The organism is Bradyrhizobium arachidis (assembly GCF_015291705.1).
GTDB classification, from domain to species: Bacteria; Pseudomonadota; Alphaproteobacteria; order Rhizobiales; family Xanthobacteraceae; genus Bradyrhizobium; species Bradyrhizobium arachidis.
The window spans coordinates 7,915,596-7,941,829 of sequence record NZ_CP030050.1 but is presented as its reverse complement, the minus strand read 5'-3'; the positions used below and the strand labels follow the sequence as shown (position 1 = coordinate 7,941,829).

General features: G+C 64.5%; 26 protein-coding genes and 1 riboswitch. Of the genes, 6 read left to right on the top strand and 20 right to left on the bottom strand.

Annotated features, from left to right (window positions below):
• Positions 1–253 precede the first annotated feature (253 nt).
• The 8 genes from WN72_RS37420 to WN72_RS37385 all read right to left on the bottom strand — a co-directional run bounded on the left by WN72_RS37420 (position 254) and on the right by WN72_RS37385 (position 7,735).
• Positions 254–754, bottom strand: a complete 501-nt coding sequence (locus tag WN72_RS37420; RefSeq protein ID WP_092213077.1) for a mismatch-specific DNA-glycosylase — start codon at positions 752–754, stop codon at positions 254–256.
• Between the two features lie 75 nt (positions 755–829).
• The gene (locus WN72_RS37415; RefSeq protein ID WP_027560693.1) at positions 830–1,774 is read right to left on the bottom strand and encodes a hypothetical protein; all 945 of its coding nucleotides are present in this window, start codon (positions 1,772–1,774) and stop codon (positions 830–832) included.
• Positions 1,775–2,086: 312 nt separating this feature from the next.
• Positions 2,087–3,985, bottom strand: a complete 1,899-nt coding sequence (gene thiC, locus WN72_RS37410) for a phosphomethylpyrimidine synthase ThiC (protein WP_092212752.1) — start codon at positions 3,983–3,985, stop codon at positions 2,087–2,089.
• A gap of 179 nt (positions 3,986–4,164) precedes the next feature.
• Positions 4,165–4,773 (bottom strand): thiamine phosphate synthase, encoded by a 609-nt coding sequence (locus WN72_RS37405; protein WP_027560691.1) that lies wholly within the window; start codon positions 4,771–4,773, stop codon positions 4,165–4,167.
• On the bottom strand, positions 4,760–5,542 hold the full coding sequence (locus WN72_RS37400; RefSeq protein ID WP_027560690.1) for a thiazole synthase: 783 nt from the start codon (positions 5,540–5,542) through the stop codon (positions 4,760–4,762). The genes WN72_RS37405 and WN72_RS37400 overlap by 14 nt, the downstream gene beginning before the upstream one ends.
• Before the next feature lie 164 nt (positions 5,543–5,706).
• Positions 5,707–5,904, bottom strand: a complete 198-nt coding sequence (gene thiS / locus WN72_RS37395; protein ID WP_027560689.1) for a sulfur carrier protein ThiS — start codon at positions 5,902–5,904, stop codon at positions 5,707–5,709.
• A complete protein-coding gene (locus WN72_RS37390) occupies positions 5,895–6,920 on the bottom strand; it encodes an FAD-dependent oxidoreductase (RefSeq protein WP_092212750.1) in 1,026 nt (341 codons plus the stop codon). The genes thiS and WN72_RS37390 overlap by 10 nt, the downstream gene beginning before the upstream one ends.
• Positions 6,908–7,052, bottom strand: a riboswitch (TPP riboswitch). It overlaps the preceding gene by 13 nt.
• Positions 7,053–7,189: 137 nt before the next feature.
• Positions 7,190–7,735 carry a lytic transglycosylase domain-containing protein gene (locus tag WN72_RS37385; RefSeq protein WP_167380619.1) on the bottom strand — a complete coding sequence of 182 codons (546 nt, stop codon included), beginning with the start codon at positions 7,733–7,735 and terminating at the stop codon, positions 7,190–7,192.
• A gap of 240 nt (positions 7,736–7,975) precedes the next feature.
• Here WN72_RS37385 and WN72_RS37380 point away from each other — a divergent pair, with 240 nt between their 5' ends.
• Entirely contained in the window at positions 7,976–8,185 is a 210-nt protein-coding gene (locus WN72_RS37380; RefSeq protein WP_084334516.1) for a hypothetical protein, read from the top strand.
• Here WN72_RS37380 and WN72_RS37375 read toward each other — a convergent pair.
• Positions 8,119–9,582: an ATP-binding protein gene (locus WN72_RS37375; protein ID WP_244553661.1), complete on the bottom strand. Its 1,464-nt coding sequence runs from the start codon at positions 9,580–9,582 to the stop codon at positions 8,119–8,121. The genes WN72_RS37380 and WN72_RS37375 overlap by 67 nt on opposite strands.
• Before the next feature lie 14 nt (positions 9,583–9,596).
• Positions 9,597–10,352, bottom strand: coding sequence for a response regulator (locus tag WN72_RS37370; RefSeq protein WP_027560686.1), 756 nt, complete (start codon positions 10,350–10,352; stop codon positions 9,597–9,599).
• Between the two features lie 180 nt (positions 10,353–10,532).
• Here WN72_RS37370 and WN72_RS37365 point away from each other — a divergent pair, with 180 nt between their 5' ends.
• Together WN72_RS37365 and WN72_RS37360 are read left to right on the top strand one after the other, a co-directional pair.
• A complete protein-coding gene (locus WN72_RS37365; protein ID WP_027560685.1) occupies positions 10,533–11,099 on the top strand; it encodes a hypothetical protein in 567 nt (188 codons plus the stop codon).
• Between the two features lie 225 nt (positions 11,100–11,324).
• The gene (locus tag WN72_RS37360) at positions 11,325–11,858 is read left to right on the top strand and encodes a PRC-barrel domain-containing protein (RefSeq protein WP_027560684.1); all 534 of its coding nucleotides are present in this window, start codon (positions 11,325–11,327) and stop codon (positions 11,856–11,858) included.
• A gap of 227 nt (positions 11,859–12,085) precedes the next feature.
• On the opposite strand, the gene WN72_RS37355 is transcribed toward WN72_RS37360, so the two are convergent.
• The 7 genes from WN72_RS37355 to WN72_RS37325 form a co-directional block, all read right to left on the bottom strand.
• Positions 12,086–13,297, bottom strand: coding sequence for an ABC transporter substrate-binding protein (locus WN72_RS37355; RefSeq protein WP_092212746.1), 1,212 nt, complete (start codon positions 13,295–13,297; stop codon positions 12,086–12,088).
• 279 nt (positions 13,298–13,576) lie between these two features.
• Positions 13,577–14,407: an ABC transporter permease gene (locus WN72_RS37350; RefSeq protein ID WP_167380618.1), complete on the bottom strand. Its 831-nt coding sequence runs from the start codon at positions 14,405–14,407 to the stop codon at positions 13,577–13,579.
• Complete coding sequence (locus tag WN72_RS37345; RefSeq protein ID WP_092212742.1) at positions 14,404–15,666, bottom strand: ABC transporter permease; 1,263 nt, start codon at positions 15,664–15,666, stop codon at positions 14,404–14,406. Before WN72_RS37345 ends, WN72_RS37350 begins: the two co-directional genes overlap by 4 nt.
• A 22-nt stretch (positions 15,667–15,688) precedes the next feature.
• Entirely contained in the window at positions 15,689–16,747 is a 1,059-nt protein-coding gene (locus WN72_RS37340) for an ABC transporter substrate-binding protein (RefSeq protein ID WP_092212740.1), read from the bottom strand.
• A 54-nt stretch (positions 16,748–16,801) separates the two neighbouring features.
• Positions 16,802–17,911 carry an ABC transporter ATP-binding protein gene (locus tag WN72_RS37335; protein ID WP_092212738.1) on the bottom strand — a complete coding sequence of 370 codons (1,110 nt, stop codon included), beginning with the start codon at positions 17,909–17,911 and terminating at the stop codon, positions 16,802–16,804.
• A 98-nt stretch (positions 17,912–18,009) separates the two neighbouring features.
• The gene (locus WN72_RS37330; protein ID WP_092212737.1) at positions 18,010–19,578 is read right to left on the bottom strand and encodes a DUF4403 family protein; all 1,569 of its coding nucleotides are present in this window, start codon (positions 19,576–19,578) and stop codon (positions 18,010–18,012) included.
• A 130-nt stretch (positions 19,579–19,708) separates the two neighbouring features.
• A complete protein-coding gene (locus tag WN72_RS37325) occupies positions 19,709–21,175 on the bottom strand; it encodes a purine-cytosine permease family protein (protein ID WP_092212735.1) in 1,467 nt (488 codons plus the stop codon).
• Between the two features lie 264 nt (positions 21,176–21,439).
• On the opposite strand from WN72_RS37325, the gene WN72_RS37320 reads away from it, so the two are divergent.
• Together WN72_RS37320 and WN72_RS37315 are read left to right on the top strand one after the other, a co-directional pair.
• Positions 21,440–22,111, top strand: a complete 672-nt coding sequence (locus WN72_RS37320) for an FMN-dependent NADH-azoreductase (protein WP_092213071.1) — start codon at positions 21,440–21,442, stop codon at positions 22,109–22,111.
• Positions 22,112–22,132: 21 nt separating this feature from the next.
• Positions 22,133–23,020 carry a polysaccharide deacetylase family protein gene (locus WN72_RS37315; RefSeq protein ID WP_092212733.1) on the top strand — a complete coding sequence of 296 codons (888 nt, stop codon included), beginning with the start codon at positions 22,133–22,135 and terminating at the stop codon, positions 23,018–23,020.
• Here the strand turns inward: WN72_RS37315 and WN72_RS37310 are convergent.
• Positions 22,998–23,933 (bottom strand): LysR family transcriptional regulator, encoded by a 936-nt coding sequence (locus tag WN72_RS37310; RefSeq protein WP_092212731.1) that lies wholly within the window; start codon positions 23,931–23,933, stop codon positions 22,998–23,000. The genes WN72_RS37315 and WN72_RS37310 overlap by 23 nt on opposite strands.
• A gap of 28 nt (positions 23,934–23,961) precedes the next feature.
• A complete protein-coding gene (locus WN72_RS37305; protein ID WP_092212729.1) occupies positions 23,962–24,576 on the bottom strand; it encodes a DUF1989 domain-containing protein in 615 nt (204 codons plus the stop codon).
• Positions 24,577–24,692: 116 nt separating this feature from the next.
• Here WN72_RS37305 and WN72_RS37300 point away from each other — a divergent pair, with 116 nt between their 5' ends.
• Positions 24,693–25,568, top strand: coding sequence for a LysR family transcriptional regulator (locus tag WN72_RS37300; RefSeq protein WP_027560673.1), 876 nt, complete (start codon positions 24,693–24,695; stop codon positions 25,566–25,568).
• Here the strand turns inward: WN72_RS37300 and WN72_RS37295 are convergent.
• Positions 25,565–26,209, bottom strand: coding sequence for a Vgb family protein (locus WN72_RS37295; RefSeq protein WP_027560672.1), 645 nt, complete (start codon positions 26,207–26,209; stop codon positions 25,565–25,567). The genes WN72_RS37300 and WN72_RS37295 overlap by 4 nt on opposite strands.
• Positions 26,210–26,234 lie beyond the last annotated feature (25 nt).

Sequence of the window (26,234 nt, the reverse complement as noted above, 5' to 3'; positions counted from 1 at the left end):
GCGCGCCGTGCCCACGTGCTGTCGACGTGGGCACGGCGCTGACGCGCCTTTGCCCACCCTACGAAGCTGCGCGCCAAACCCCCGGTGTCGTCCCGGCCTAGTGCGCAATTGCGCACGGGCGCCGGGACCCATACCGCGTGATCGATCGGCTTGCTGCCGGTAGAAGTACCGAACGACGAGTCTTCGCCAAACGTCTCCCTGCCTGCTTTCGCAGGGACGACGACTGAGTGTGAGGCGCCATCGTCAATCTACGCTATTCGGCAATCCACTTCGCAAGCTCGCGCCACGGCTCCAGCGTCCAATGCCCGGACGCCGCGCCGGACGGCGACGGCAGCACAAAAATCTCCGGCAGGCTTGCATCGCGCACCTGCCGCCCCAGCGCAATCGCAGCTGACGGCCTGCCATAGAACAAGCTCGCCGCCTTCTTGCTCGTGAACGCAACCGTCCGCGGCCGGTACTTTTCCATCTTCTTCCTGAACCCCGGCACGTCGATCGTCTCCGCCGCGATCTGGTGATCCATCCCGGCCCCCGTCTTGGAGAGATCGGTGAAGCCGATCCCAAGCTCGATCAGCGCGGCAAACTCGCCCGGCTGATAGCGCCGCGGCGTGATCCCGGCCTCATGGATCGCGCGCCAAAAGCGGTTGCCGGGATGCGCGTAGTAGTGCCCGAGTTCGGCCGAGCGCGTCGAGGCGGCGGTGCCGACGAAGACGAGGCGGAGGTTGGGCCGGAGCTGGTCGGGGAGGCGGGGGCTCATAGTGTTGAGCAGGTCGCTGTCTTTCAAGAAGCAAAACGCAAATGTCACGCGAGGACATCGGCTTTCATGCTTGCTCTATTTTCGTGGTTTCCACCACAGCAACATCCCTTGGTGAGGTAAGAGGTAATCATTAATTTGATACTCATACGAGCCTTGCTCGACGTCGTTCTTCGCTGAAATGACGTCCCTATCGTGTATCGAGAGGGCTTGGATTAGAAACTGCTTCTTAGTTTCATCCTTTATCGAAACGGTCAGCGCTTCGGCTGGAAGATGTGTCCGGATTAAGTCAGTGTCTTCGGAGGATTTGATTAGCGAATATTCAAGCTCACAGGAGAGCGTGTCCTCCGGCTCGACGGCGAATTCACCAATATCAAATGCGATACGATTTCCGTCAGGCTTGAGAGACGCATTCGCTTTGTCCACGAGCTCGGCAGGTGTTCCGTCAGACGCTCCTTTTCGCAGTCGAACTTCAACGTGATGAAATTTGACTTTTCCACGAGGACCCTTGCTCGTTGGTTCGGGAAGATGTCCTTTCAGGCTATGTTTAGCGACAATGTCGCTCACATTACTTAATTGGTAGCGTGCCTTTACCCGGAGCTCTAGATATTCGGCACTGCCACCCTCTTCAGGGTCAAGTAACCTGATATCGTAACGGAAATTCTTACGCAAAAGGCTTTGTGTCAAAGCTAGTCGATTGGCTACGTGCAGCACGCCCGCTGGTATTTGTCGACGCAAGACGCCGTAAAATACATTCTCGGAGATCGACTCGATACGGGCGTTCCAGATTGCCTGCTCGTGCCTGGCCGCGAGTTGCTCAAATACCATCCAAACAACGGCGGCAACTATGAGGGCGAAGCCGATTTCCTTCGCAACGTGAAGCAAGGCAACCTGCAGTGCAGTCCAACCCTCGGGATGTTCTGTGCCGGTGAAGAATGTCAGTGCACAGCCGACTAGAAACACAACAGTCGCTATCAAGTAGAGTGTCGTAGTCGAAAGCCCGCTTTGTTTCGGTCCAGCCATGGAGCATGTTCCTGCAAATGACTTTCGTGCCAGATTTGCCAGGGCACTTGCGGTGTACTGTTGTCCGCTCGTTTCGGCCAATATGAAAAGATCGTAGAATTCGTACTATTATGCCCGTGGATGCCATCCGGTAAGCTACCCGGAGACACGTTCGCGCGACATAGCTATCTTAGATTGTGAAGTGCGGTAGCGGCAAGCCCTCTGGCTTCATTGAATATAGGTCGCTGCAAGAAGAAATCCGGCTGGTCTCAAGCGAAAGGCCGGGCTGAGCCCGGCCTTGCAACTGTTCAAAAGATGCTCGGGCTGAGCCCCTCACAACACCCGATTACTCTCCTTCACCTTCTCCGCATCCAGATAAACGCTACTCCCCATCTCCTTGAACTTCGCGCTCATCTTCGCCATGCCGTCCTCGGCCGTGCCCTGCATCGACATGCCCACCGAGTTCGGATCGTTCAGGGTCGCCGCGTAGTCCCGCACGTCCTGCGTGATCTTCATCGAGCAGAATTTTGGGCCGCACATCGAGCAGAAATGGGCGACCTTGTGGGCTTCCTTCGGCAGGGTCTCGTCGTGGAAGCTCTTGGCGGTGTCCGGGTCGAGGCCGAGGTTGAACTGGTCGGTCCAGCGGAATTCGAACCTCGCACGGGAGAGGGCGTCGTCGCGCAGCTGGGCTGCCGGGTGGCCCTTGGCGAGATCGGCGGCGTGAGCGGCGATCTTGTAGGTGATGACGCCGGTCTTGACGTCGTTACGATCAGGCAGGCCGAGATGCTCCTTCGGTGTGACGTAGCAGAGCATGGCGCAGCCGAACCAGCCGATCATGGCGGCGCCGATGCCTGAGGTGATGTGGTCATAGCCCGGCGCGATGTCGGTGGTCAGCGGTCCAAGCGTGTAGAACGGCGCTTCGCCGCACTCCTTGAGCTGCTTGTCCATGTTGATCTTGATCTTGTGCATCGGCACGTGGCCGGGGCCCTCGATCATGACCTGGCAGCCCTTGTCCCACGCGATTTTTGTCAGTTCGCCGAGCGTTTCGAGTTCGGCAAACTGCGCGCGGTCGTTCGCGTCGGCGATCGAGCCTGGACGCAGGCCATCACCCAACGAGAAGGAGACATCGTATTTGCGCATCAAGTCGCAAATTTCGTCGAAGTGGGTGTAAAGAAAACTCTCCTTGTGATGCGCGAGGCACCACTTCGCCATGATCGAGCCGCCACGGCTGACGATGCCGGTGACGCGGTTAGCGGTGAGGTGGATGTATTGCAGGCGTACGCCGGCGTGGATGGTGAAATAGTCGACGCCCTGCTCGCACTGCTCGATCAGCGTGTCCTTGTAGAGCTCCCAGGTCAGCGCGACGGGATCGCCGTTGCACTTCTCCAGCGCCTGATAGATCGGCACGGTGCCAATCGGCACCGGCGAGTTGCGCAAAATCCATTCGCGCGTGGTGTGGATGTTGCGACCCGTCGAGAGGTCCATCACGGTGTCGGCGCCCCAGCGGATCGCCCACACCATCTTCTCGACCTCTTCCTCGACCGACGAGGTCACCGCTGAGTTGCCGATATTGGCGTTGATCTTGGTCAGGAAGTTGCGGCCGATGATCATCGGCTCGAGTTCGCTGTGGTTGATGTTGGAGGGGATAATGGCACGGCCGCGCGCGATCTCGTCGCGCACGAACTCCGGCGTGATGAAGGCGGGCACCGCGGCGCCGAAGCTTTCGCCGTCGGCAAGCGCCGCCTCCGCGCGCTCGAGCTGCTGCTTGCGACCGAGGTTTTCGCGCGCCGCGACGTAGATCATCTCCTTGGTGACGATGCCGGCGCGGGCGAATTCGAGCTGCGTGATCTTGTGGCCGTCGAGGCCGCGCAGCGGCTTGTGATAGGCCGAGAAGGCGCGCGCGGCCTTGTCGGTGGAGACGCTGCCATTGTCCTCCGGCTTGATCTGCCGGCCCTCATATTCCTCGACGCCGCCCCGCTCCAGCACCCATTGCTTGCGGCTGCGGGCAAGGCCGGCGTTGACGTCGATGGTGACGGACGGATCGGTGTAGGGGCCCGAGGTGTCGTAGACCGGCAGGTTCGGCTCGCCCGCGCCTTCGGAGAGGATGATCTCGCGCAAGGGCACGCGGATGTCCGGTGCCGCATCCGGCGAGGCGAAGATCTTGCGCGAGGAGGGAAGGGGGCCGGTGGTGACGGCGGGGACGGTCTTGTCGGGATTGGAGCGGATGTTCATGGGATCCTCCTTTTAGTTCGTTGGCATCGCTGCGCGAGCGACAAATACTGCTGTCATCCCCGCGAAGGCGGGGATCCAGTACTCCGAGGCGGTGCGGCTAGAGCCGAGAGGCCGCGGCGTACTGGATCGCCCGGTCAAGCCGGGCGATGACAGTTGAGGGTGTGGAGAGAGCGTGCGCATCACGCCGCCTCCTTCGACTGGCCGAGCCATTGCCGCACACGCGCGTCGGGGTCGGCGTTCTGGGTGACGTCGGACACCACGGCGATGGAATCCGCGCCGGCGGCAAAGATCTCCGCGGCGTGCTCGAACTTGATGCCGCCGATCGCGACCAGCGGGATGTTGCCGATGCGCTTCTTCCATTCCGTGATCTTTGGAATGCCCTGCGGCTCGAAGCGCATCGATTTGAGCGTGGTGAAGAAGATCGGACCGAGCGCGACGTAATCGGGCTCGGCCTTGAGCGCGGTCGCAAGCTCGGCGTCGTCGTGCGTGGAGATTCCGAGCGATAGGCCCGCTTCGCGGATCGCCTTGAGATCGGCATCCGCCAGATCCTCCTGGCCGAGATGCAGGTATTTTGCGCCGGCGACGATCGCCGCGCGCCAGTAGTCGTTCACGACCAGCTTGGTTTGCGTGCCGTTCGTGATCGCCAGCGCGTCGGTGACGATCTGGAGCGCCTCGGCATCGTTCAGCTCTTTCGCGCGCAGCTGGATGGTGCCGACGCCGAGTTTTGTCAGCCGCTCGACCCATTTGAGGCTGTCGACGACAGGATAGAAGCGATCAGGATACGGCATGCCAGAACGGGGTCCCAACGACAGGGGTGGAGGGGGAGGCGAAGTCGCGGGCGTTCATCAGCCCGGCTTCAAAAGCGGTGCGGCCGGCATCACAGCCGAGGCGGAAGGCGTTCGCCATCGCGACGGGATCGGCAGCTTTTGCGATTGCGGTGTTGAGCAGCACGGCGTCGTAGCCGAGCTCGAGCGCTGCGGCCGCATGCGAGGGCGCCCCTAAGCCGGCGTCGACGACCAGCGTGATGTCGGGCAGCCGCTCGCGCAGCAGTTTTAATGCATCGCGGTTGGTGATGCCCTTGGCGCTGCCGATCGGGGCGGCCCACGGCATCACCACCTTGCAGCCGGCATCGACCAGGCGGTTGGCGACCGAGAGATCCTCGGTGCAATAGGGGAACACCTCAAAGCCGTCCTTGATCAGGATGGTCGCGGCTTCGACCAGGCCGACGACGTCAGGCTGCAGCGTGTCGTTGTCGGCGATGACTTCGAGCTTGATCCAGGAGGTGCCGAACAGCTCGCGCGCGAGCTTTGCCGTGGTCACCGCCTCGCGCACGCTGCGGCAGCCGGCGGTGTTCGGCAGCACGGTTACGTCGAGCTCGCGGATCAGCTTCCAGAACGCATCGCCAGTCTTGCCGCCGGCGGATTCGCGGCGCAGCGACACCGTGACGATGTTCGAGCCGGAGGCGCGGATCGCCGCCTGCATGATCGCGGGCGAGGGATAGAGCGCACTGCCGATGAGGAGGCGCGAGGCGAAGGATTTGCCGTAGAAGGTCACCATGGCTTCAATTTCCTTGCAGGCGACTTGCACAGACCGTCATCCTGAGGTGCGCGCACTTGCGCGCCTCGAAGGATGACAGCGCCGCTTGCGGCCATCCTTCGAGGCGAGCCGAAGACGGCTCGCACCTCAGGATGACGGCGGAGTTCGTGGCGGTATTCATCCCATCACCCTCCCTGCCGCGGCGTGATGATTTCGATCTCGTCGCCGGCCTTGAGGCTGGTCTCGGCCCAGCGGCTTTTCGGCACGACGTCGTAGTTGAGCGCGATCGCGAAATGCGTGCCCTCGTAGTCGAGCTCGCAGAGCAGCGCATCGACGCTGGCCGCGTTCACCTCGCGCTGCTCGCCGTTCACGATCACGCGCATTGCATCACCTCATTGTCGATCTGGCCGCGCTCGACGTAAGCGAGCGTCAGCTCGGCGAGCGCCGGCGCGATCAGGAAGCCGTGGCGGTAAAGCCCGTTGACGCTGATCTCTTCGCCGCGAATGCCGATGCGGGGAAGATTGTCGGGGAAGGCCGGGCGCAGGCCCGAGCCGAATTCGACGATGCGCGCTTCGCCGAAGGCGGGATGCACGGCATAGGCGGCGCCCAGAAGCTCAAGTGCGGAGCGCACGCTGACGCCGGTGTCCTCGGCCTCGATCGAGGTCGCGCCGAGCATGAACAGATTGTTCTCGCGCGGGATCACGTAGAGCGGCCAGCGCGGATGGATCAGCCGCACCGGACGCGCCAGCTGCACCTCGTCGGTCTCGATCAGGATCATCTCGCCCTTGACGCCGCGCAAGCCGGGTTGTTCCTCGCGCGCGGCAAGGCCGCGGCAGTCGATCACGATGCCTTTAGGATCAAGATTTGCGAGGTCTTTGGCGGAAACGTCGCTGTCGAACTTGATGGTGCCGCCGGCGGCCTTGATGCGCGCGTGCAGCTTTGGCAGCACGCGGCGCGGCTCGACATGGCCCTCGGCCGGGAAGAACAGCGCATCGCGGAAGCGGCCTTCCAGCGACGGCTCGAGCTCGGCGAGACCGGCGGCGTCGAGCCGGCGGTGGCCCTCGGTCATTCGGGCAAAACGCTCGAAATCGTTGCGCTCGCGCGGATGGGCGACGACGAGGGAGCCGTTGAAGGGGGTGTCGGGCAGCTCGCGCCGCCAGATGTCGAGGGAGCGCTGGCCGAGCCTGGAGATGATGGGTTCCGCGACCTCGGCCTCGCACCAGGGCGCCAGCATGCCGCCGGCCCAGTGGCTGGTGGATTCGGTCATCGCCGCGTCACCGCGCTCGTGTAGAGTCACGGCGTGGCCGGCCTGCGCGAACAGCAGCGCCTGCCAGGCTCCGGCAATGCCTGCGCCGATAATGGATACCGGTGAATCCGGTCGCTTGGTCGTCTGCAACATCCCTGTCCCTTCGCCGGCATGACCCGGATCAGGTTCAAAGGGTCACCGCGGTCCTGGGCCGGCTTGCTGAAGTGCAGGCTTGCCCATTTAGCGGTATCTCAGCTCCTCCTCGGAGCACCCCTCGGAACGGTTCTAATGTATGCCAGTGGGAGCTGGTGTCAACGCGTTAGCCACAGTCATTCCGGGGCAGCTCGAAGAGCCGAACCTATTGCGCACCGGGAATTCTCAAGATTCCGGGTTCGGTCCTGTGGACCGCCCCGGAATGGCGATCAATCGCGTGGAACCTGCGCCCGCGCGTTGCGGACGCCTTGCGCCAGCTTCCTGTGCGGCGCGGTGCCGAACATCGGTTGCGGGTTGCCGTTCGGCTCCAGCCAAACCTGGGAGCTCGTCTCGCTGCTGGCTTGCTGCACCATCTCCTGCCGCTGCCGCTTTGCAACGTAGTAATAGCCGCCCGCGAAATAACGCACAGCTCGCGCGTGGTCGCCATTGGCGGCGTGATAGGCGCCGGCGAGGTATTTCACCGCGTAGGTGAGATTGGTGTTGGGATCGCGCAGGCCGGCAGCATCGCCGGTGTAGCCGAGCCCGCGAGCAGTCGCGAGCTTGATCTGCATCAGGCCGATGGTGCCGCCGCGGCCGACGAGGCCGGGCTGGTAGCGGCTCTCGCGCATGATGACACGGTGCACCAGCGCCTCCGGCACGCCATTGGCGCGCGCATGCATCGCGACCATCTCGGCATAGTCGGCTTCGCCCGCCAATGCGGCCTGCGGTACGATCAGTCCGGCCGCGAGCAGCGCGGCAATGCGTAAAATCTTCATCGAATATTCCTTGGGTCTAGCAAGTGACCTGCACCCGCTGCGGATAGTCGCGCGGAACGCGGCGATGATGTGACCAAACGCCGCCGCCGCCGATTTTGCGGCGCCGAGCCGCCGTGATGACGCAAAGCTGGTCTAGGTGAAGCCTGGGGCGAACGACCCCCGGCCAGCGACAGCACGCCTGTCTATTCGCATCGGCCGGCGAAAGCGAGTATGAAGACGCCTGCGAAGTGGGAGGGTGCCATGACAAAATCAAACAAGGCACATATCGGCGACGTTCCTAGACAGAACCCCTGTGCCCAGTGCGGCACGCCAATTTCCCAGCCGGACTGGATCGAGCCCGGCGAGGGGCGCGTCTCCTATCTCTGGAATTGCCGCGCCTGCGGCTATCGCTTCGAGGCGGTGGCGATCTTCGACGAGACAGCCGTCGAGCATCCGCCGCTCGCGGCCTGAGGCGCATCGCTGCGGATCGCTTTGTCTTCACCACTCCCCGCTGGGGAGAGGTGAAGGAATTGCCCTAGTCCGCTGGACGCTGTGCCTGCCTGCCAGATCGGCAATTGCATCCGCACGATCAGGCCGTGCGGCTCGCGGTCGTGCAGCGAGAGCTCGCCGCCATGGGCGATCGCGATCGCGCGCGCGATCGACAGGCCGAGGCCGAAGCCGGTGGAATCGTCCATGGTGCGGGCGTCGTCGCCGCGCACGAACGGCTCCAGCATCTCCTGCTTGCGCGCGTCCGAAATGCCGGGGCCGTCGTCCTCGACGTCGATGACGAGCGTGGTGGAGGATGCGTCGAGGCGGATCGTGACCTCGGCGCCGAAGCGCACCGCGTTCTCGACGAGGTTGGTGACGCCGCGATGCAAATCGTCGGGCCGCGCGGCGGCGGTCGCGGACGCCGGGCCGTCATAATGCACGACATGGCCCATATCGCCGAACTGGTCGGCGATGAGCTGGAGCGTGCTGGCGATGTCGACCAGCGTCACTGCCTCGACCTTGCGGTCGTTGCGCAGCAGCGAGAGCACGGACTCCAGCATCGAGCGCATCTGGTCGAGATCGATCAGCATGCGCTTGCGGTTGGTCTCGTCCTCGATGAATTCGGCGCGCAGCCGCAGCCGCGTGATCGGCGTGCGCAGATCGTGGCTGATCGCGGCCAGCATCCGCGTGCGATCCGACATCAGCCGTGCGATCCGCTCGTGCATGCGGTTGAGCGCGCGCGCCACCGAGCGGATCTCCTCCGGCCCGCGCTCGGGCAGCGGCTCGGCGGCGCCGTCCAGGCTGAAATTCTCGGCGGCCTTGGCGAAGGACGACAGCGGCGCCGCGAGCGCGCGCGCGGCCCACAGGCCGAGCACGGTGACGCAGATGAAGGTCGTCATCAGCGTCATCAGCCACGGCGAGCCCCAGAACCACGGCCGCGGGCCGCCGCCATCGACACGGCCGGCGATCATGCTGCCGTCGGGCAATTCGACGCCGATGCGGTGCGCGGGTCCCTCGGAGGCAAGCTGCACTACCTTGTAGCCGCGGCCGAGGTGACGGCGCAGGCCGCGCAGGTGCTGGCTTTCGCCCTCCTCGACGACGCCTGCCGTGCCGGGCGCGAGCGTGTCGAGGCCGAGCTTGGGGAAGGCACGCGTGAGATCGGCGAGGAGGCGCGGCCGTTCGCCGGGCTCGGCCGCACCGAGCAGCAGCGCGGCGTCGGTCAGCTGATGCGCGCCGTCCGGCGGGGCATCCTGCCGGTCCGGCCGGCTCATCAGGAAGGCGGTGGTGACGACGAGATGCAGCGCGACGGTGGAAGCCAGCACCAGCGCGGCGATCTGCCCGCCGATGCCCCTGAGGTGGAAGAACCCGAACGGCTTCATCGTCGGCGTCCCTCTCAATTGCTCAGGGGCGCCGCAACCGCTTCAGTATTTGCTGGTTCAGTCCTTGGCGTGAACAGATAGCCGCCGGAGCGCACCGTCTTGATGATGGTGGGATCGGCCGGGTTGGGCTCGATCTTGCGGCGGATGCGGCTGACCAGCACGTCGATCGAACGCTCGAACGAGCCGGTGTTGCGGCCCTGCGTGAGGTCGAGCAGGCTGTCGCGCGACAGCACGCGGCCGGGCCGTTCGCAGAAGGTGCGGAGCAGATCGAACTCGGCGCTGGTCACCGCGACGCGCGCGCCTTCCGGATTGCGCAGCTCGCGCAGGCGCAGATCGATGCGCCAGCCTTCGAAGGCGAGCGTGCTCGCGCCTTCGATCGAGCTTGCCGCCTGCGCTGCGGCCTGGCGGCGCAGCACCGCGTTGATGCGGGCAAGCAGCTCGCGCGGGTTGAAGGGCTTGGGCAGATAATCGTCCGCGCCCATCTCGAGGCCGACGATGCGATCGACGTCCTCGCCGCGCGCGGTCAGCATGATGATCGGCGTCTGCGTCTCCGAGCGCACCTTGCGGCAGAGGCTGAGGCCGTCCTCGCCGGGCAGCATGACGTCGAGGATGATGAGGTCGACGCGGTGATCGGCCATGGCGCGCGACATCTCGCGGCCATCGCTCACGGCGGTGACGTTGCAGGCGTTGTTGCGCAGGTACTTCGCAATCAACGTCCGGGTTTCGCGGTCGTCCTCGACGACCAGGATGTTGGGATTGGGAATAGCCATGCGCTTTGTTTGTCCAAGATTCGGGCCAAAAGGCGAAGATTTTTGTTTCAGATCATTTCTGAGGCTCCTGCCGCAACACCAGGACACGACCGGGTAGCGCTGCGGCAAGGTCTCGTTAAGTCCGTTAACCATACCGTGGCGCAGTCGCGTACGAAACCCCGCAAAACCCACGGAGCCATCATGAGCTCGATTTCGGCGGCCTCCGCCGGTAATTACCAGTCGCCGCTGCAGCGGCTGCAGCAGGAATTGCAATCGGAAGTGTCCGCCGGCACCATCTCCTCGTCGGACCAGTCCGCGCTCTCGACGGCGCTGACCGACATCGACACGGCGCTCCAGCAGAGCCGGTCGAGCGACCAGTCGAGCGGCACGCGTCCCTCCAAGGACGAGATGCAGTCGAAGATCGACAACCTCATCTCGAGCGAGGTGTCGAACGGCACGCTGACCTCGGACCAGGCCGAAGAGCTCAAGGGCGTGTTTCAGTCCGCCTTCGCCAAGGGACCCGGCGGCGCCGATGGCGCGGGCGGACCGCCGCCCGGTCCGCCGCCGTCGGACGACGGCTCTTCGGATTCGTCGACGACGACGGATTCGACCAGCAGCACGTCGACCGACTCCACGACGGCGGAGATCCTCCAGCAATTCCTCCAGGCGCTCCAGCAGTCGCAATCGTCGACATCGTCCTATGGCGCCAATGGCAGCTCATCCAGCAATTCGGATTTCTCGGCGCTTCTGATCGACTACAAGAGCTGACCTGAGCGACGCAGGTCGGCGCGTTCCTCGCCGCGGTCGTGCTTCACCCAGGGCGCATGATCGTCGGCGGGGAACCGTGCGCCGCAAAATGTTCCTGGGTGACGCAGGAACAATTCTCGTCGTTTTCGCGTGCACATCGCGTGACGAAATTGCCGCGTGTAAGGAACTGCGAGTGTGCAGCGCTGTTTTCTCCGCACAAGTTTTCTTGTTGAAGGAGAGGACAACATGCTCATGAAATCGATCGCCGCCGGCCTCGCCGGCACGGCACTTCTTGCGACGGTTGCGTTCGCGCAATCGCCGACCACCACCACCGACAAGGCGGCCCCTGCGGCAACCGCCACGACCACGACGACGACTGCGTCGGGTGAATGGCGTGCCTCGAAGATGTCGGGCCTGAAGGTCTATAACGACGCCAACGAGAACATCGGCTCGATCAACGATCTCCTGATGGACAAGAGCGGCGCCATCAAGATCGCCGTGATCGGTGTCGGCGGCTTCCTCGGCATGGGCGAGCATCTGGTCGCCGTGCCCTACGAGAAGCTGAAGTTCGTCAACGAGGCCGTTGCTTCGACCACGACCACCCGTCCGGCGACGACCACGACCACTGGCGCTGCGACGGGCACCGAGAAGACCACCACGACCACGGCGCCGGCCACTTCATCCACGTCATCTACGTCGAAGTGGTATCCGGACCATGCCGTGTTCAACGCCAGCAAGGACGAGCTCAAGAACATGCCCGAGTTCAAGTACTCGGAGTAATGCGCCTCGCGTGACGGCCTAAACGAAGCGCGCCCGGTTTTCTCCGGGCGCGCTGTCGTGTCTTTTTCTTTCATTCATCATGACGCAATGTCGACCCTCACCCTGAGCAGCGCGCTCTTGGCGCGCATCTCGAAGGGCGAGGCCACCGGCGGGGCCTTCATCCTTCGAGACGCTTGCTTCGCAAGCTCCTCAGGATGAGGAATTGACAGCCCGGCCGAGTGCATCGCTCAGTGCGTCACCAGCGGGCAGCCGCCCTTGTCGAGCGGACGGAAGGCTTCGTCGCCGGGCACGGTGGCGATCAGCTTGTAGAGGTCCCACTCGCCCTTGGATTCTTCGGGCTTCTTGACCTCGAACAGATACATGTCGTGGACCATGCGGCCGTCGATGCGGATCTTGCCGTTCTTGGCGAAGAAGTCGTTCACCGGCGTCTTGCGCATCTGCTCCATCACCTTCGGCGCCTCGTCGGTCTTGATGGCGTCGATCGCCTTCAGATAGTGCATGGTCGCCGAATAGAGGCCGGCCTGGATCATGGTCGGCATGTGCCCGACCTTCTCGTTGAAGCGTTTCGAGAAGGCCCGCGTCTCCTCGTTCATGTCCCAGTAGAAGGCATCGGTGACGATCAGGCCCTGCGTCGCCTTGATGCCGAGCGAATGCGTGTCGGTGATCTCCTGGAGCAGCGCGATCATCTTCTGGCCGCCCTGGGTCAGGCCGAACTCGGCCGCCTGCTTCAGCGCATTGGTGGTGTCGCCGCCGGCGTTGGCGAGCGCGACCACCTTGGCCTTGGAGGCCTGGGCCTGGAGCAGGAAGGAGGAGAAGTCCGAGGAGTTGAGCGGATGGCGGACGTCGCCGAGCACCTTGCCGCCGCTTTCCTTGACGACATTGGCCGCGTCACGCTCGAGCGCCATGCCGAAGGCATAGTCGGCGGTGACGAAGAACCAGGTGTCCTCGCCGCGCTTCACCATCGCCTTGCCGGCGACGTTCGACAGCGCGTAGGTGTCGTAGGTCCAATGCACGGTGTTGGGCGAGCAGGCGGTGCCGGTGATGTCGGAGGAGCCGCCGCCGGAATTGATGTTGATCTTGTTCTTCTCGCGCGTCAGCGCCGAGATCGGCAGCGCCACCGAAGAGGTCGGCACGTCGAAGATCGCATCGACCTTCTCGTTGTCATACCAGTTGCGGGCGATGTTGACGCCGACATCGGGCTTGTTCTGGTGATCGGCGGCGACGACTTGCACGGGCTTGCCGGCGACCTTGGCGCCGTAATCGGCAACCGCCATCTCGACCGCGGCGAGCGAGCCCTTGCCGGTTGCGTCGGCATAGAGGCTCGACATGTCCGTAAGCACGCCGATCTTGACCACATCGTCGGAAATCTGCGCCTGCGCCGCGCCAGACGTGGCGGCAAGCGCGAGACCGGCCGCCACGGCGGCAATGAGTTTTTGCATGGTGTTTCTCCCTCAGCGTTGTTGTTTGGACTTTGTTGCGGGACCGTTGTAGCGACAAACGGTCGCGGCAGCTAAGCGGTGCGCGCCATAGCGGAATGCAAAATCAGAAGGGGCGGCTGGTGTTCCATTCGCCTCTCCCCGCTTGCGGGGAGAGGCCGGAATGCATCGAAGATGCATCCCGGGTGAGGGGGACTCTCCGCGAGTCCAACTCTCACCGTCCGCGCGGAGGCTCCCCCTCACCCCGACCCTCTCCCCGCAGGCGGGGAGAGGGAGAAGTTATCAGGCGCTGCCGCCCTTGAGGCGCTCGTTGCGCCGGCGCAGGCCTTCCAGGGTGGCGAGGAGGATGATCGAGACTGTCGTCAGGATCACCGCCGCGGCCGTGATGGTCGGGCTGATGTTCTCGCGGATGCCGCTGAACATCTCGCGCGGCAGGGTGCGCTGCTCGGGACCCGCCATGAACAGCACGATCACCACTTCATCAAAACTGGTCGCGAAGGCGAACAGCGCGCCCGACGCGAGCCCCGGCAGGATCAATGGCAGGATCACGCGTTGGAACGCCTGAAGCGGCGAGGCGCCGAGCGAGGCGGCGGCACGTGCGAGGTTGGTATCGAAACTCTGCAGCGTCGCGCCGACCGTGATCACCACAAAAGGCGTCGCCAGCGCGGTGTGGGCCAGGATCAAGCCGAGATAGCTGCCGGTCAGTCCGATCGGCGCGAAGAAGAAGTACAGGCCGACCGCGGTGATGACGCCGGGCACGACGACCGGCGACAGCACGAAGGCCAGCACCAACGGCTTGAACCGGCTCTTCCACTGCGCGAGCCCCAGCGCGGCCAGCGTGCCGAGCAACATCGACAGCAGCGTCGAGGCGATGCCGATGATCATGCTGTTCTTCAGCGAATTCATCCAGCGCGGTGAATTGATGAAGTCGTCGTACCAGCGCAAGGAGAGGCCCGGCAGCGGATAAGTGAGGTACGAGCCCGAGCTGAAGGACAGCGGCATGATCGCCAAGATTGGAGCGATCAGGAAGATGAAGACCAGCGTGGAGATGGCGACGGTCGCGGTCCATGCGATGCGCTGGCTGGGCGTGCGGAGTGAAGGATTGTCGCTCAATTCTTCATGCCTCCCGTGACCTGCTGGCCCTGCACCAGCTTGCCGTAGGCGAGCGCGAGCAGAAGCGTGGCCAGCAGCAGCACCGCGCCCAGCGCCGACGCGAGGCCCCAATTGGCCGTCTCGGTCGTGTAGAGCGCGATGAAGTAACTGATCATCTGATCGGCAGCGCCGCCGACGAGGGCCGGCGTGATGTAGTAGCCAAGCGCCAGGATGAAGACGAGCAGGCTGCCCGCGCCGATGCCGGGCAGGGTCTGCGGCAAATAGATTCGCAGGAAGGCGGTGAGGGGCGCCGCGCCGAGAGAGGCGGCGGCCCGCATGTAGGCTGGCGAGATCGCCTTCATGCTGCTGTAGAGCGGCAGGATCATGAACGGCAGCAGCACGTGGGTCATCGCCACGCAGACGCCGAAGCGGTTGTAGATCAGGCGGAGCGGCTCGTCGATGATGCCGAGCCAGTGCAGGCTGTCGTTCACGACACCCTTGCTTTGCAGCAGCACGATCCAGGCGCAGGTTCGGACCAGCAGCGAGGTCCAGAATGGCAGCAGCACGAAGATCATCAGCAGGTTCGACCGGCCCGGCGGCAACGTCGCCAAGAGGTAGGCGACCGGAAAGCCGAGGAGCAGGCAGAGCGCGGTGACGCCGAGGCTGATGAGGAAGGTGCGGGCGAAGATGTCGCGATAGATCGCCTGATCCGGTGGTGCCGCGACGATCGCGCCGTCCGCGTTCCGCGTCAGATCGAGCGCTGCCAGAAGGTAGAAGCCGGTCACGGGCCCGCTGGCGTCCTTGATCGTCGTCCAGGTGCTGCGCTCGCGCCAGGCCGGGTTGATCTTGCCCAGCGCTTCCTTTGAGGTGCCCGGCTCCGGCATCGCCTTCAGATTGCGCGCCGTGCTGGTCAGGATGGTGCGAAAACCGTTCAGTGCGTAGTTGAGCCGCTTGGCCGCGATCGCAATGGTGCCGGAGGCGCGCGCCACCAGGATGTCGCTTGCCAGCGCCACATAGGTCTTTTCGTCCGGCAGGTCCTTGCCGTCCCAGTTGGCGAGAGCCGCGATGGTTTGCGGCAGAACCTGGCGCACCTCCCGGTCATCGACCGCGCGCCACAGCATTCCGATGATAGGTCCGGCGAAAGTGAAGAGCAGGAAGACGAGAAGCGGCGCTACCAGCGCCAATGCCTTGACCTGACGTGTCCGCTCCGCACGCCTCAATCGGCGCTTGAGCGACACCTCGGTCGACGCATTGGCGCCGGTCAGGAGCGCGTCCGTCATTGGTTGAGCCCTGCAGGGTGCGCTATTTCGCGGCCCATTTGTTGAAGCGCTCGGTCAGGCGGTCGATGTTCTCGAGCCAGAAGCCCACGTTGATCTCGACCGCGTTCTTGATGTTGTCAGGCGCCGTCGGCAGGTCCTTCAGGACGGCGGGCGCAAGCCGTCCGGCGGCGTCCTTGTTCGAGGTGCCATAGGCGATGTTCTCCGACAGCTTCGACTGGTTCTCCGCCTTGCCGGCAAAATCCAGGAACTTGTAGGCGGCGTCCTTGTTCGGGCTGCCCTTCAGGATGACCCAGCTATCGAGGGTGAAGAGCGCGCCGTCCCACACCATGCCGAAGTTCTTCTTCTCGTTCTTGTTCGCGGTGTCGATGCGGCCATTGTAGACCGAGGTCATCACCACCTCGCCGGAGGCGAGCAGTTGCGGCGGCTGCGCGCCGGCCTTCCACCAGACGATGTCGCCCTTGATGGTGTCGAGCTTCTTGAAGGCGCGCTCGACGCCTTCGTCGGTCGCCAGCACCTTGTAGACGTCGTTCGGTGCGACGCCGTCGGCCATCAGCGCGATCTCAAGCGTGGTCTTGGGGCCCTGACGCAAAGCGCGCTTGCCCGGGATCTTCTTGGTGTCGAAGAAGTCTGCCCAGCCGCTCGGGGCGTCCTTCAGCTTGTCCTTGTCGTAGCCGAGCACGAAATCGTAGAGGATGGCGCCGACGCCGCAAGCGTTGACCGACGGCGGGATATAGGCGGCCTCGCCGCCTATCTTTGAATAGTCCATCTTCTCGAACAGGCCTTCCTCGCAGCCGACCGCGAGCTCGTCGCTCTCGACCTGGACGACGTCCCAGGTGGCCGCGCCACCCTGCACCTTGGCGCGTAACACGCCGACGCCGCCGTCCCAGGACTCGTCGTTCATGGCAATGCCGGCAGCCTTCTTGAAGGGCTCGAAATAGACTTTCTTCTGCGCATCCTGATACGCGCCGCCCCACGACACTACGGTGAGGTCACGCGCCTGCGCGACCGTCGCCAGCGCAGCGCTGGCGCTGAACGCCGCGGCGAACCCCAGAGCAATCTTGCCAATCTTGCGCTTCAGCATGGTCCTTGTTCCTTCTTCATCTGCGTTGCGTTGTGTTGAGCTCTGATCGCTGGATCAAACGGGATCGAGGGCGAGGCAGTCCTCCGGGCGGAAGGTGACGAAGACGTTTTCGCCGGGTGTCAGGCTGTCATGCGCACCCGGCTGAAGCTTGACCATGAACTCGGCGTTCCCCGAGACATCGAGCACGGCCAGCGCGTGGTCGCCGAGATAGATCGTGCTCTGCACCCTGGCCGGCAGTCGGTTCGGTCCGTCGCTGGCGGCACCATCCGCGACAATGGCGATCCGCTCCGGCCGCACCGACAGCGACGTCAATGCGCCCGCACCTGAGACGTTTGCCGCGCGCGCGGTCACGGCGCCGCCACCGGCCAGCGCAACCCGGCAATAGGTCTTGTCGATCGTCTCGACGGTGCCGGCGAGCACATTGTTCTCGCCGATGAAGTGGGCGACAAAACTGTTCACCGGACGCTCATACAGCGCGTCGGGCCTGTCGATCTGCTGCACGATGCCGTCGTTGAACACGGCGATGCGGTCCGACATAGTGAGCGCTTCGCTCTGGTCGTGGGTGACGTAGACGATTGTGATGCCCATCGTCTCGTGCAGTTGCTTGATCTCGAGCTGCATCTGCTCGCGCAGGCGCTTGTCCAGGGCGCCGAGCGGCTCGTCCATCAGCACGAGCTGCGGATTGAAGACCAGCGCGCGGGCCAGCGCGACGCGCTGCTGCTGACCGCCGGACAGCTGCCCGGGCCGCCGCTGCGCCATGGTTTCCATCTTGATCATGCGCAACGCCGCGCCGACGCGTTCCTGCGCTTCGGCCTTGCCGGTTTTGCGAACGGAGAGCGGGAAGGCGATATTCTCCGCGATCGTCAGATGCGGAAACAGGGCATAATTCTGGAACACCATGCCGATGTCGCGCTTGTGGGGCGGCACATTCTTGATCGGCCGGTCCGCGAGGTAGATCTCGCCCTGGGTCGGAACCTCGAAGCCGGCCAGCATCATCAGCGTGGTCGTCTTGCCCGAGCCCGACGGGCCGAGCAGGGTGAGGAACTCGCCCTTCTTGATGTCGAGATCGAGGTTCTTCACCACGAGGTGCTCGCCATCATAGGTCTTCTGAATGCCGGAAAACCGCACCAGTGCCGGCGCGGGTGTGACCATGCCGGCTTCCATGTTGTCCTCGCGTTGTCCCCTACAGTGCCGCGAGACTAGCATCCTCCGGCGAGAATGCCAGCGGCGCAAGCGACGAGGAGGCGTGTGGGGCCGGTGCGCTACATCCCCGACAGCTTGGTCACGTACACGTTGAGCGAGCCGCCGGCCTCCGCGACGACGCGCAGCGTCTTGGAATCGAAGGCGATGTCGGCAAGCGTCAGGCTGTCGATCTTGGCGTCGACCTTGAGGCCGTCCTCGCTCTTCTGGTAGTCGCCGATCGCGGCTGCGATCTTCTCGCGGGCGTTGGCGGCGATCGGCTTCAGATCGAGCGTCGCCTTCTGGACCAGCGCCTGCTGCATCTGCGGCACCACCGCGCGCGCCGCGGCGCCCAAGAGGCCGAAGGCCGCCTCGGATTCGACCGCGAGCTGGATGTCGGCGAGCCGTAGCGTCTGCTGGGCCTGGTCGAGCATCGGCCGGCCCCAGATGTGCACGGTCGCCTCGGCGCCGAGGCCGAACCAGCTCTTCTTTTCCTTGGCGCGAACCAGCAGCGAGATCAGCAGGCGCTCGCCTGACGGGATCACGTTGACGCTTTTGACGGTGACGTCCACCGGGCCGGAGCCGTCCTCCGGATAGGTGTGGCCGACCATCTGGGCCGCGATCAGCTTGTTGATCTCGGTGAAGGGCACGTCGATCGGCACGCCGATGTTCACGCCGGTGCCGGTCGGCGGCACGATCGAGATCTTCTCGGGGAACGGGCAGTCCGGCTTGGACGGCGCCGAGGTGACGCGCGTCTCGAGCTCGAGGCCGAGCAGGAGTGTCACGTTCTGCGCATCGACGCGCGGCTGCGCCGCGATGGCGCGGGTCGGCTTCATTTCCAGCCACAACGGCGGCAGCGCGGCCGAGCTGCCTGAGCCTTGCAACGGGATCGAGCGGCAGGCCTTGGCCCATTGCAGCTTCGCGTTCTCCCGCAGCGACGGATCGTTGCGGATGCGCTCGGAGACGGCGTTGATCTGCTCGCCGACATTCTTGTCGATCAGCGGCTTGACCTGCGCGGGCACGTTGACCTTGGCGCCGGCGACGTTGAGGTTGGTGTCGCCGAGATTGACCTGGGCGCCGAGATTGGGCTCGAGGTGCCAGGCCGCGGCGAGCTTCGGGCGCGAGGTGACGACCACGTTGCCCTTGATCTCGGCGCTGGCGTTCAGGTTCTTGATGTTGACCGCGCCGATCCGTTTCGCCGCGTCACCGCCGAGCACGCTGCCGAGCGCGTCGCCGAGTGCGCCGGTGGCCTTGGACGATAGCGAGCCCGTGACGTTCAGCTTGCCGCTGAGCGGCGTCGAGATCGTCAGCACGTCCTTGTCGCCGGTGGTCGCCATCGGGCCGCGCACGGCGGACCAGCCGATGTCGGCATTCTCCAGGATCTGCGAGATCGGGTTGTCGGCCTTGCCGGCGAAATTGCGCGGCGCGGCTCGCTCGGCCTGCTCGCGGATCGCCGACAGCGCGATCGCGACCGGCGCGACCACGATCGAGCTCTTCGCGACCGGCGGCAACGGCGGCAGCTGCGCGACCGGCGGCGCCGGATTGGTCGCGCGCGGCGACAGGAAGTCCATCGCCTTCAGGCTGATGAAGAACGACGCCGCGAGCACCGCCACCGCGATCAGGATAGTCTTCAGATTCAACGTCAGACGCATCAATCCCCCAAGCCGCCCCGGCGGGGATTTTACAGGGCGGGCGAGGAGGGCGCTAGAGCGCACCGATGGGTCGGAATTGGGGCGAATGTGTTAACGGCCGCGACCGTGCCGTTAACACATGTTCCGCCCATCACACCGAGGTGGATTTGGCTTCGCCCGAGAGCGAGCCGAGCTTTGACCCTGCGCCGAGGTTTTCGATGGCCCGCCCGCACAGCGGATAAAGCACTGCATAGCTCGCGCCGGCCGCCACCATGCCGGTCAGCCACGAAAGATCGACGCCGCCAGCCCACAGCGCGAGCGGCCCCTGCATCGCGGCGATCGTCCCCATCTGGAAGAGCCAGGCCGCGATGAGTCCGATCGCGAACGCGAGCATGCCGGCCCAGTTGACGTTGCCGTACCGGCTCGTTTCGGGTGAGGCGTAGAGTTCGCCGAGATCGACGCGCCCGCCGCGGATCACGAAGAAGTCCACGAGAGTGACCCCTGCCCAAGGGCTGATCCAGACCACCAGCGCGACCATGAAGCTGTCGAAGGTGTGCGCGAAGTCGCCCGACTGCAGGAACAGGCAGAGGATCAGCGACGCGATCACGCCCGAGATCACGGAGATGGTCCAGCGCGGCCAGCGGATATCGAGCGCGAGGCTCGACAGCGCCGCCGAGTAGATCACGACGATGTTGGTCGCGATCGGCCCGTGCAGCAGCAGAAGCAGCACGGGCAGCGCCATGGCACCGAACGTCGCCACGACAAGCTGGGCCGGGTCGGAACCTGCTCCGCCGGACGCGATCGTTGCCCCGAGCAAGGCGAGCCACACGGTGGGAACGAACATGCCGAGAAACGTCGCGCCAAACACCTTGCCTGCACTGAGTTGCGGCCTGGCGAAGCGGGTGTAGTCCGAGGCATAGACCAGCCACGAAATGCCCCAGCCGATGCCGATGGCGGTCATGAGCTGCGTCATCGCCGCGAAGGTCTTCGCATCCTTGGTTCCTGAGCCGTGCCAGGCGATATCCACGCGCCAGAACGCAAGCACGGTCATCAAGGCCATGATCGCCAGGATCACCGGCATGGTGTAGCGCTCGAACTGCCGGATCGCATTGAAGCCCCAGGCAGCGATGCCGACCTGCAGCACCATGACGGCGGCGGCGATCAGATATTTCAGCTCGGTCGAGCCGCTTACGCCCATCCGTTCCAGGGCGGCGACCGCGAGGTCGAGCACGATCCACGTGTTGGTCGCGACCCATCCCATCGGCATGAGGACCTGCGCGAGCGCCGGCAGACCGGCGCCGCGGCGGCCGAAGGCCAGCCTGCCGAGCACCATCTGCGGCACGCCGGTGCGATGTCCCATCAGGCAGAAGATGCCGAACAGGGTGGCGCCGAGCAGGTTTCCGACCACGACCACGGCAAGCGTTTGCAGCAGGCTGAGGCCGAGCTGGATACCGAGAGCGCCGAGCACCCAGTTGATGGGCGCGATGTTGGCGCCGGCCCAGATCCAGAACTGGTCCGTTGCCGTGGACGTGCGGTGCGCAGCAGGGACCGGCTCGATGCCGTGAGCATCGAAGCCGATTTGGTGTTCGGGCAGGGCGGATTGAGGCTCGGTCGACATGTTTCCTCCATTGTTGTGCTTGCTTGGCGAGGAGGCATCTGAGCAACAAGCGATCCCGCGCGTTAATGAGAAATACTCAAGCCTGGATGAGCCGAAGTGCAGCATCATGCATCGGCAGTGCACGGCAAGCAGCTCGGCCTGCGTGCGGCGAGGCCACCGCTTTGATCTTGAGTTTTTCTCAAGCCCGCTGCCGATATCGTCAATCGTCCTCTGGGGTGCGATCGGCAATGCTGCCGCCGGATGCAGCACAATCGGAGGTCCGTGATGACGACAATCCTGCACATCGATGCCAGCGTGCGCGGCGAGCGCTCGATCAGCCGCCGCCTGTCCAAGGCTTTTGTCGAACATTGGCTCGAGCGCGAGCCCGAAACACTGGTCCTGGCGCGGGACGTCGGCCGCAATCCGCCGCCCCTGGTGACGGAAGCCTGGGTCGCCGCCGCTTTCACGCCGCCCGAAGCGCGCCGGCCGGATCAGGACGAGGAGCTTCGCCTGTCGGACGAACTGATCGACGAGCTCGATCGCGCCGATGTCATCGTGATCGGCACACCGATGTACAATTACGGCATGCCCGCGGGCTTGAAATCATGGTTCGACAAGGTGATCCGGATCGGCCAGACATTCAGCTTCGATCTTGCGCGCGGCGATTTTCCACTCGAGCCCGTCATGAGCGGCAAGACCCTGGTGGTGCTCAGCTCCCGCGGCGAATTCGGGTTCGGGCCCGGCGGGGTGCGCGAGCGGATGAATCACCTGGAGACCCACATCTTCACCTGTGCCCACTATCTCGGCGTGAAGGAGAGCCATGTCATTGCCGTCGACTACCAGGAGTTCGATGACGAGCGCCACCGGCAGTCGCTTGCCGATGCGCTTGCCGCCATCCCCGTGCTGGTCGATCAGTGTCTCGGGGTCGGTCAGGATGATAGGCTTGCGGCCGAGTGAAGCGAGAGCGGCAGAGCGAGCATGATAGCCAATCCCATTCCCTGGCCGAACGGTGCCCGGTGCGCCTGCGCGATCACCCTGGACGTCGACGCGGACAGTCTCATCCACGTCGCGCGGCCCCAGGACAGTTACAACCGGCTCTATCCGATCACGATGGGGCGATACGGTCCGACGGTCGCCGTGCCGCGCATTCTCGAGACGTATCGGCGGCTTGGCCTGAAGCAATCGTTCTTCATGCCGGCCTGGACGATGGAAAATTATCCCGCCGCCGTCGAGGCGATCCTGAAGGATGGGCACGAGATCGGCCACCACGGTTACATTCACGAGGACCCGGCCGAGATCGGGCCGGATCTGCAACGCGAGCGGTTCGAACGTGCACTTCGCACCCACGTCGCGATGACGGGGCGCAAGCCGCGCGGCTACCGCGCGCCGCTCTACAATGCGACGCAAGCGACGCTCGAACTGCTGATCGAGCACGGCTTCAGCTATGATTCATCGCTGATGGCCGACGACATTCCGTATCTGATGCAAACGCAGAAGGGAAAGCTCTACGAGATGCCGCCGCATTGGGGTGCGGACGACTGGCCGCCTTTCGCCCATTATGCCGAAATCGGCTACATGATGCCGGTGCAATCGCCGAGCGCGGGGCTTGCGGCTTCGTTCGAGGAATTCGAGGCACAGTACGAGGCGGGGGGATTTTGGATGGGAATCTGGCACCCCTTCCTCACCGGCAGGCTCGCGCGCTGGCGGGTGGTCGAGCGTTGGCTCGAGGATGTCCTCGCCAACCGCAAGGTCTGGTTCGCCACGCTCGAGCAGATCGCGGCCCATGTCGACGCGCTGGTGAACGCCGGGACCTACCAGGTTCGCGTCGAGAGGCTGCCCTACTTCACGCAGCCCGTGGTTCCCTGAGCGCCCACGATCGCGCGCGGAAGCCTGCCGCTTCCGCGCGCAGCCAGTCGGTGAAGGTGGCCACCGCTTTGCGCCGGCCGACCGAAGCGCCTTCCAACAGCCTGAAGGCAAAGCCCGGCAGGGCAGGTCCTTCGATCTGGCGCATGGTCCCCTGACGGAGTTGATCGTCCACCAGTGCGTCGCTGCAAAGCAGCGGTCCGAGCCCGCGCTCCGCCGCATGCAATGCCAGCGTCTCTTCGCTGAACCAGGACATGGCAAAATTGGCGCGCCGGCCGCGCGGCGCGACGGCGAGCCAGCCCGACCATGCGGGAAACTCCAGCGCCGGGTTCTTCCAGCGAAAGGCCAGCAGCGACCGCGTTGCGAAGTCGTCGATGCGGGGCGAGGCGACGTTGTGCGGACAGATTCCGCTGGCGGCGACCGCGATATAGCTATCCTCGAACAAAACGGCAGCCGGCTCAGCACCGTCCGACCGCCCGTAGCGGATGGCGAGATCAACGCCGCGCGTGCCCGGGGTCACGATGTCTTCCGTGGCGTCGATATGCACGATGATGGCCGGAAACCGCGCGCTGAACTGCTCCAGCCGCGGAACGAGCCAACGTTCCGCGAAGGCGCGTGTCGTGGAGAGGGTGATCTCCTGCAATCCGGCGCGGGGCTGGATGCCGGCAAAGGCATTCGCGAGCTGATCGAAGCCGTCCCGCAGCAACGGAAAGATCGCCCGCCCTTCGGATGTCAACGCAACGGTTCGTCCGCGGCGGTCGAACAATTTCCGCTTCAAGAGCGCTTCCAGTTGCCGGACCTGATGGCTCACAGCCGTGACCGACACGCACAGCTCGGCCGCGGCAGCCGTAAAGCTCTGATGACGGGCGGCGGCTTCGAACGCCCGGATCGCATTGAGGGGCGGTAATTTGCGCATGGGGTTTCTCCCGGGCGGCCTGGTGCGATCAATCGATCAGGAAATGCGCGTCGGTCGGCTCCATGCCGTTGACCGACGTCACGTCCTGGGGGCAGGCGGAGAAGACGATGACCAGATCCATCTCGGCACGGAAGCTCACATACTGGCCGGCCTCGCTGGTCGGCGGCCGGAATTCAAGGGTGCCATCCGCGCCGACCGGGACGTTCATGAAGAGATTGAGCGGCGAGGGCACTTCCGCTGCCTTGCGCCCGATCGCGGCCAGCGCGGCGTGGAGATTGTTCGTGCAGTTGGCGTGATCGGCGCCTGCACCCAGGTCGCGGTAGCGATAGGTATCGCAGGCGGCGATCAGCGTGTCGTGGACGCCGGGCGTGGTGTCAGCGACCAGCGTCAGGATCGCGCGGCGGCGATTGGTCACGAACGTATCGCCGACTTGCGGGGCGATCTTCAACATCGCGGTGCGGCTGTGCTCCATCGACATGACCTCGCTCATGTCGGCCGCGTTGAACGCCCAGGTATCGACAACCTGCTTGCCATGGGTGTTCAGGATGGTCGCGGTCTGGCCGGCCACCATTTCCGCCGCGATGCCCTGCCGCGCCGGAATCCGTCGTGGGTGCTTGCGGCCGATCCTTGCAGTCTCGTTCATGCCAGTCTCCTCAAGGCGCTCTGTGGCGAGAAGGGACCATTGGACGAGATGCAATTCCAATAATATTACTTACATCCGATATATGATTTCCCTATAACCTCTTCCGGAGCCTCGCGATGCGGCTACGCCAGCTGGAATGCTTTCGCGCCTTGATGCTTCACGGCACCATGACCCGGGCGGCCGAATTGCTGGGCATGTCGCAGCCGGGGATCAGCACCATGATCGCCAATCTCGAACATGCGACCGGGCTCACGCTGTTCGTGCGCCGCGGCGGGCGGCTGCAGCCGACGCCTGAGGCCAAGCTGTTCTATGTCGAGGCGGCGCGCGCCCTCGACGCGGTGGAGAACGCCGCGCGCATTGCCGGCGAGATCCGGTCCGGCAGCCGCGGGCACCTTGCGATCGCGGCCTATCCCAGCCTGTCGATCAGCCTGCTGCCGCGCCTGGTCTCCAAATTCTCCGCGAAGCGGCCGCAGCTCCAGGCCAAGATCATCACCCGCAACTCGGCCTCCGTTCGCGAGCTGATGTCGACGCAGCAGTTCGATCTCGCGGTGGCGGAGCTGCCGCTCGATTACCCGACCTCCCACATGGAGGTGTTTTCATACGAATGCATGTGCATGCTGCCGAAGGGACATCCGCTGGCCAGGCGAAAGCAATTGACGCCGCGCGATCTCGACGGGGTGCCGTTCGTGACGCTGTTTCGCGGCGATCCCGTGTATCAGCAGCTTGCGTCCGCCTTCTCCAGCTTCGGGGCACGCTGGAATGTGGTTGCGGAGACGGAATTCTTCTCCACGGCTTGCGAGCTGGTTGCGGCGGGCCGCGGCGTCGGTATCGTCGATCCCGTCGTGAGCCGTTCGTTCACGGCGGACCTCGTCCTGCGTCCGCTGCAGCCGGCGATTTCCTACCAGATAGCAATCCTGTTCCCGACGCACGAGGAGCCGTCGCAGATCGCCCGCGATTTCGCCGGCTTGCTGCGCGAGGCGTTGCGCGGCTAGCGGGACGAGCGCCTGGGACGGCGGACCGCCCTCACATTGCCGCGCTCCCCACCACCGCAGAAGAAGCGATCTGCGCCGTCGGACTCGAGGCCAGAGACCATCGTCCCAGAGGGCAGGTCGAGCTGCTCCAGCACCTTGCCTGTCTCGGGATCGATCCGCCTGATGTCGCTGTCCTCGCCTTCCCAGGTGCCGTGCCAGAGCTCGCCGTCGACCCAAGTGACGCCGGTGACGAAACGCTTGCTCTCGATGGTGCGGAGGATCTTTCCGGTGTCCGGATCGACCTGATGGATTTTTCGTTCGCGATATTGTCCGACCCAGAGCGAGCCCTCCGCCCAGGCAAGCCCTGAATCGCCGCCGCCGCCGGGCGCGGGGATCGTGCTGAGCACCTTGCCGGTCGCGGCATCGATCTTCTGGATGCGATCCTCGGCGATCTGAAACAGATGGCGGCCGTCGAACGCCGTTCCCGCATGCGCGGCGACATCGATCGAGCGCGCGACCTTGCCGCTGGCGGGATCGATCGCGCTCAACTTGTCGCCCGATGCGAACCAGACATGGGTGCCATCATAGGTGACGCCATGCACGGCCTCGACACCCGCAAACGGCCCGTACTCCCTGACGATCTCGGCGGCTGAACGTTTCATGTGCGCGATCCCTGTGATGTGCCGC